Below are 6,132 nucleotides of genomic sequence, written 5' to 3' on the forward strand. Positions count from 1 at the left end.
GTGCAGCTGGAAGCGATCACATGGCAGCGGATGGCCGAGCGGCTCGCCGGTCACCTCGACGAACACAGGACCCCCTCCGAGCGGGCGAGTTGGCAGCGGGTGGGGATCGACGGTGCTCCCCCCGCCGGCACCGGTGCGCTCGCCGAGCGGCTCGCCGACGTGCTGCGCCTGCGCGGCCGCCCGGTCCTGGTGGTCGCGGCCGAGGGCTTCCTGCGGCCGGCCTCCCTCCGCTTCGAGTTCGGCCGCGAGGACGTGGACTCCTACCTCAGCGGCTGGTACGACACCGCCGCGCTCTGGCGCGAGGTGTTCGACCCGACCGACCCGGGCGGCACCGGGCGGGTGCTGCCCGACCTGTGGGACCCGGTGACCGACAGAGCAACCCGCAGTCCCTACACCGAACTCGCGCCGGGCGCCGTCGTGATCGTGCACGGCCCGCTGCTGCTGGACCACTGGTTCCCCTTCGACCTCAGCGTGCACATCCAGCTCTCCCCGGGGGCGCTGGCCCGCCGCACCGAGGAGTCCGCGCACTGGACCCTCCCCGCCTTCGCCCGCTACGAGACCGAGACGGACCCGGCGGCACGGGCCGACGCCGTGGTTCGGGCGGACGACCCCCGCCACCCGGCCTGGACCGGCCTCGCCGACTGACCTCCGTACGCCCGCCCCGTCACGGACGTCAGGGGTCCGCAACAACGGCATCCCGGCTCGGTGACGAACGAGATCCGGCCATCGTCCTGGCGGATACCGCACGCTACGTTGACGCCACACTTCGACGGCGGCCACCCGGTGGCGCCTTGGCAGAGGGAGACGGCAATGGGTGGACGTGGCCCTTCGGTCCGGGAGTCGAGACGGCCGCTGCGGCGGCGGCGACGGCAGGCCTGCGCCGCGCTGGTGCTGTGCGGAGCCCTGGCCCTCACGGCGTGCAACGGCGACGGCGACGCCGGCGCGGGAGCCGCCGGTACGGGCCCCGACGCGGGCCCGGCCGCTTCGTCGGCCCCGGCCACCAGCGCGGCGCCCGTCGGTGGAGCGACGCCGTCCACGTCCTCCACGACGTCCGCGAAGAAGCCTGCCCCGACCGCCAGCGCGTCCGGCAAGCCCAAGCCGCCCGCTCCCGCTCCCACTTGCGACCACAAGATGCCGATCTCACCCGACGAGATCGCCGTCTACCGCTACACGCCCGAGGGCGGGTTCCACAGCCTGATCGTGAAGCACGGCAACTGGGGCTGCGCCGTACCGGGCGGCGCCACCCCCTTCGAAACGGTCGGTGTGGAGACCTTCATCCCGATCGCCGAAGACGCCAAGATCACCGCCGTCACCCCGATCGTCGCCGGCTCCGCGAGCAAGCCGATCACCCTCCACGAGCTCACCGACTGGCTGATCGCCCACCCGAACAAGGGGCTGGTGTTCCGGTACCACCTGGGTGGCAAGGGTGCCATCGACACCCTCGACCAGGAGGAGTACACGCTGTAGGCGCCCGGCCGCCGGACGGCCCTTCCCGACCGCCATCGGACCGCACGGGACCGGCATCGGATCGCCGCTAGGGACGCCCGCCCAGCCGGGTGACCGCCCGTGCGGCCGCACGGCACCCGGCCCGGGCCGCATCCGCCGGGGCCGCGCCCGCCAGCCGGGCGGCCAGGAACCCGCCGGTGAAGGCGTCCCCGGCCCCCGTCGAGTCCACGGCCTCGGTCGACTCCGCCTCGACCTCGGCCGTCACCCGGCCCCCCTGCGCCACCAGCGCCCCCGACGCTCCTCGGGTCACCACCACCAGCGGCACCCGCCGGCTCAGCTCGGCAGCGGCCCGCGCTGCCCCGGCCTGCCCCGGGAGCCCGGCCAGCAACCGGGCCTCGTCCTCGTTGGGCAGCAGTACGTCGGTTCCCGCCACGGCATCGAGGAAGCGTTCGGGACCCAGCGCGGCCAGGAAGCCCGCGGACGCCGGGTCCACGCTGACCGGCACCCCCCGGGCCCGGGCGGCCCGCAGCGCGACCAGGGCCAGCTCGCGGCTGCTGTCGGCGAAGAAGAGGTAGCCGGAGAGGTGCAGATGGGCGGCTCCGTCCAGCAGGGCGGGCGTCCAGTCCTCGGGGGAGAGCCGCAGGGCGGCGCCGCTGTCGGTCAGGAAGGTCCGCTCCGCGTCCCCGCCGACCAGGGCGACCACCGTCCCGGTCGGCTCGGCCGGATCTATCACCAGCTGCGGGCGCACTCCCGAATCCCTCAGGGACCGCTCGTGCCACCCGGCCGACTCGGTCCCCACCCGCGCGAGGAGACGTACCTCGGTCACCCCTTCGTAGGCGGCCCAGCAGGCCGCGTTGGCTCCGGCGCCGCCCGGCAGGGTCCGGATCCGGGCCGCCGTGTCCGTGGCCGGGGCCAGTGGCTCCGGATGCACCGCCACGACGTCCGTCACGACGTCCCCGATGACCAGCAGGGCCCCCGACGCGGTCACGGGCGCGCCGCCCAGGCCCCCGCGATCTTGGCTCCGAGTGTCACGTTGCCCCGTACCGCCGCCAGGTTGGCTTCCAGTGAGGCCCCGCCCGTGGCCCGCACCAGGAACCCCAGGAGGAACGGGGTCACCGCCTGCCCCGTGATCCCACGCGTGCGGCATTCCGCGAGGGCCTCGGCGAGGACCCGGTCGTGCAGGGCGGGATCCAGCTGTTCCTCCTGCGCCACCGGATTCGCCACCAGCAACGCCGACTCCGGTCCACCGAGCGCGTCCTGAGCGGCCATCACCGCCGCGACCTCCTCCGGTCGATGGACGGTCCAATCCACCGGTTCACCAGAACTGGCCAGGTAGAAGCCGGGAAAACGTTCCGTCCCGTATCCGAGTATCCCCACCCCCAGCGTCTCCAGCCGTTGCAGCGTGGCCGGCACGTCCAGGATCGACTTCACACCCGCGCACACCACCGTGATCCGGGTCCGGGCCAGCAACTGCAGATCCGCCGACTCGTCCTGGGTCTGCACCCATTCCCGGTGGACGCCGCCCAGCCCGCCCGTGGCGAAGACCCGCAGCCCGGCGCGCGCGGCCAGGAACGCCGTCGCGGACACGGTCGTCGCGCCGGTCGCACCGGTCGCGAGGGCGGGGGCCAGGTCCCGGTGGCCGAGCTTGCGCACGCCCTCGCCGCCGGCGACCCGTTCCAACTGGGCCTTGTCGAGGCCGGCGTACGCGACGCCGTCGATGACCGCGATCGTGGCGGGAACCGCCCCTTCCTTACGGACCAGCGCCTCCAGTTCCACGCCCACCGCGAGATTGCGGGGGCGGGGCAGGCCGTGCGCGATGATCGTCGACTCCAGCGCCACGACGGGCTGGCGCCGGTCGAGCGCCTCGCGTACCTCTTCGGACAGGACGGGGACCTCGGGTGATGTGTGCATGTCCCATCCATGGCACGGGATGCGCACCTCCAAACACGGGCTCGGATCGCGCCGATCGGTTGTCGTGCCTCGTGGGCCCCGCCCGGGAACCGGGCCGGCGACGTTCCGGCCGGCGGCGTCCGAGGATCGACAGGGTGATGGGCGAAGCCGGAGGTTGGTGGACGATGTGGTCGGCCCGGTGGGGCAGGGGCCCGGATTAAGGTGGCTCGGCATGAGCACCCTTGATCACGCCCCCGCCCCGTTCGTCGTCTCCGTTCCGGATGCCGAGCTGGAGGTCGAGGACCTCGACCCCGGACAGATCGTCTCCGGCGCACCCGTCGTCACGGGCAAGGTGCTGTGGGAGTCCGCCGACGGCAAGCAGGTGCGCGGGATCTGGCAGATCACCCCGGGGGTGGTCACCGACGTCGAGGCCGACGAGCTGTTCGTCGTGGTCAGTGGCCGCGCCACCATCGAGATCGAGGGTGGCGAGACCCTGGAGGTGGGCCCCGGCTCCGCCTGCGTGCTCCGGGAGGGCGACCGGACCACCTGGACCGTTCACGAGACGCTGCGCAAGGCCTACCACATCAGCTGACGGTCGCCGGATGGCGGCGCGCGGTGAACAGGGCGAGCGCCGCCATCGGCAGCAGCAGCCCGGCCCCGATCGCGTTCAGCCAGCCGTAGCCCGCCTGGGACATGATCAGTCCGGCGGCCGCGCCGCCCACGCCTGCGCACGTGTTCATGGTGAGGTCGCTGAGTCCCTGCACGGCGGCCCGAGCGGCCTGCGGCACCGAGTCGGTGAGCAGCGCCGAACCGGAGACCATGCCGGCGGACCAGCCGAGGCCGAGCAGGAAGAGTCCGAGCGCGCTCTGCCCGTGGTTCGCCCCGGCGGTGCCGGCGAGCAGCGCGGCCAGCGACAGCAGTCCGGCCGCCAGGCCGATCACCGACAGCCGTCCGATCCGGTCCGCGAGCCAGCCCATGAGGGGCGAGAAGGCGAACATGCCGGCGATGTGACCGCTGATCACCAGGCCGACGAGCTCCAGTCCGGCGCCGTGGTGGCCCAGGTCGACCGGGGTCATCACCATGATCGAGACCATGGCGGTGTGCGACACCGCGACGGTGACCAGCGCGAGCCGTGCCCGCGGGGAGGCCTTGACGGCCGCGAACCCGGCCCGCAGCGAGCGGCCCTCACGGGTCTGCTCCTCGGGTGCGGCCAGGGCGCGGGCCGTCAGCAGCGGGTCGGGCCGCAGGAGCACGCCGAGCAGCGTGCCGGTGAGGACGAAGACGGCGCCGGCCCATACGAAGGGACCCGCCGTCTCGGGTATGGAGGTCCCGGCGAAGCTGCGGCTGGCCGGGGCCGAGAGGTTGGGGCCGAGCACCGCGCCGAGCGTCGACGCCCAGACGACGACGGAGATGGCCCGGGCCCGGCGGTCCGGGGCCGCGAGGTCGGCGGCGGCGAACCGGGACTGGAGGTTGGCGGAGGAGGCGGCTCCGAAGGCGGCCATGCCGAGCATCAGCAGGGGGAAGCTCTTGATCGCGGCGGCGAGGACGACAAGGGCCGCGCCGGCGGCGCCGATCCCGTACGCGAGGACAAGCCCCGGCCGGCGGCCGCGCGAGGTCATCAGGGCGGCGAGCGGCAGGGAGACGAGGGCGGTTCCGATCACCGAGGCGGTGGAGGCGAAGCCGGACAACGCCTCAGTGCCGCTGACCTGGGTCGCGAGCACCGGGGCCAGGGCGATGCTGATGGGCACTCCGAGGCCGCCCAACATCTGGGAGGCGATCAGCACTGCCGAGGTACGGCGTTGCAGCCGGGGCAGGTCCGCCGGGTCGACCGGCGGAGCGGGCCGGTCGGTGCCGGGTAGGGCGGTCACGCCGTCCACCGCCCTCGTGACAGCGGAGGGCGGTGGACGGGGGTGGCGAGGCCGGGGACGGTAGGAGTAGTCACCGCGGCAGTTTCCCACCCCTTACCGCAGGACGGAACGGGGGAGGTGAACGCCCCCCGCCCCGGTCCGGCCGGGTGCCCACCCCGCATCCGCATCCGTACCCCCGTCCCGCCCCGCTCCCGTATCCGCGCTCGCCCTCGTGTCCCGCCCCGCTCCCGCGTCCGGCCCGCCCGTCAGAACAACGGCTGCGGCAGGACGCCTTCCAGTGCCAGCAGGGACCGTTTCGTCTCGACCCCGCCGCCGAAGCCGCCGATCCCCCCGTCGTTCTCCACCACCCGGTGGCAGGCCACCACCAGCGGCAATGGGTTCGACCCCATGGCGTTGCCCACGGCCTGGGCCGCGCCCGGTTGTCCTACCCGGGCCGCCAGTTCCCCGTACCCGACGACCGCGCCGTAGGGCACCGAGCGGTCCAGCTCCTGGAGCACCTGCCGGTTGAAGCCGGAGCTGAGCCGCCAGTCCAGCGGCAGGTCGAAGCGGCGGAGCGATCCCGCGAAATAGGCGGTCAGCTGGCGTATCGGCTCGGCAAGCAGAACCTCCTGGCCCGGACGCGGACGCCGGGCATCGGCGCCGAGCCGGGAGACGAGCGAGCCGATCATCGCATCGACCCGGTCCGGCTCGGCATGGAACTCGACCCGGACCAGCCCCTCCGGGGTCGCGGCCAGGAGCAGGGGCCCGATGTCGCTGGCGAAGACGGTCCATTCCAGGTGCGGCCCGCGCGGCCGCTCGGTGCTGTCCACCCCTCCACCGTACGGGGAGGGTCCGACATTGATACTCGTAGCGGGTTCCGGTGGTCGTGGCTCAGGGTCTGACTGACGTCCTGCTGGACTGTCCTGCGACTGTTCTGTCCGGCTACCGG

7 protein-coding genes are annotated in these 6,132 nt (G+C 73.7%); 3 read left to right on the plus strand and 4 right to left on the minus strand.

Features of this window, described 5'->3' with window-relative positions; all coding sequences use genetic code 11:
- Together ABZZ20_RS28535 and ABZZ20_RS28540 are read left to right on the plus strand one after the other, a co-directional pair.
- On the plus strand, positions 1-645 hold the full coding sequence (locus ABZZ20_RS28535; protein ID WP_356874385.1) for a uridine kinase: 645 nt from the start codon (positions 1-3) through the stop codon (positions 643-645).
- A gap of 165 nt (positions 646-810) precedes the next feature.
- The gene (locus tag ABZZ20_RS28540; RefSeq protein ID WP_356874387.1) at positions 811-1,467 is read left to right on the plus strand and encodes a hypothetical protein; all 657 of its coding nucleotides are present in this window, start codon (positions 811-813) and stop codon (positions 1,465-1,467) included.
- A 67-nt stretch (positions 1,468-1,534) separates the two neighbouring features.
- Here the strand turns inward: ABZZ20_RS28540 and ABZZ20_RS28545 are convergent, their stop codons facing one another.
- Together ABZZ20_RS28545 and ABZZ20_RS28550 are read right to left on the minus strand one after the other, a co-directional pair.
- Positions 1,535-2,434 (minus strand): PfkB family carbohydrate kinase, encoded by a 900-nt coding sequence (locus ABZZ20_RS28545; protein WP_356874389.1) that lies wholly within the window; start codon positions 2,432-2,434, stop codon positions 1,535-1,537.
- On the minus strand, positions 2,431-3,357 hold the full coding sequence (locus ABZZ20_RS28550; protein WP_356874391.1) for a pseudouridine-5'-phosphate glycosidase: 927 nt from the start codon (positions 3,355-3,357) through the stop codon (positions 2,431-2,433). Before ABZZ20_RS28550 ends, ABZZ20_RS28545 begins: the two co-directional genes overlap by 4 nt.
- Positions 3,358-3,568: 211 nt before the next feature.
- Here ABZZ20_RS28550 and ABZZ20_RS28555 point away from each other — a divergent pair, with 211 nt between their 5' ends.
- A complete protein-coding gene (locus ABZZ20_RS28555; RefSeq protein WP_356874393.1) occupies positions 3,569-3,928 on the plus strand; it encodes a cupin domain-containing protein in 360 nt (119 codons plus the stop codon).
- On the opposite strand, the gene ABZZ20_RS28560 is transcribed toward ABZZ20_RS28555, so the two are convergent.
- Both ABZZ20_RS28560 and ABZZ20_RS28565 read right to left on the minus strand, forming a co-directional pair.
- Positions 3,921-5,204: an MFS transporter gene (locus ABZZ20_RS28560; protein ID WP_356874395.1), complete on the minus strand. Its 1,284-nt coding sequence runs from the start codon at positions 5,202-5,204 to the stop codon at positions 3,921-3,923. The two genes, ABZZ20_RS28555 and ABZZ20_RS28560, sit on opposite strands and share 8 nt — an antisense overlap.
- Positions 5,205-5,449: 245 nt before the next feature.
- Positions 5,450-6,013 (minus strand): methylated-DNA--[protein]-cysteine S-methyltransferase, encoded by a 564-nt coding sequence (locus ABZZ20_RS28565; RefSeq protein ID WP_356874397.1) that lies wholly within the window; start codon positions 6,011-6,013, stop codon positions 5,450-5,452.
- Between the last annotated feature and the right edge of the window lie 119 nt (positions 6,014-6,132).

Source organism: Streptomyces sp. NPDC006430, assembly GCF_040612395.1.
In the GTDB taxonomy this organism is placed as follows: Bacteria; Actinomycetota; Actinomycetes; order Streptomycetales; family Streptomycetaceae; genus Streptomyces.

Excerpts from the sequence above, each read along its gene's own strand:
- ABZZ20_RS28540 (WP_356874387.1), top strand. The coding sequence starts at position 811 with ATGGGTGGACGTGGCCCTTCGGTCCGGGAGTCGAGACGGCCGCTGCGG.
- ABZZ20_RS28550 (WP_356874391.1), bottom strand. The coding sequence starts at position 3,357 with ATGCACACATCACCCGAGGTCCCCGTCCTGTCCGAAGAGGTACGCGAG.
- ABZZ20_RS28555 (WP_356874393.1), top strand. The coding sequence starts at position 3,569 with ATGAGCACCCTTGATCACGCCCCCGCCCCGTTCGTCGTCTCCGTTCCG.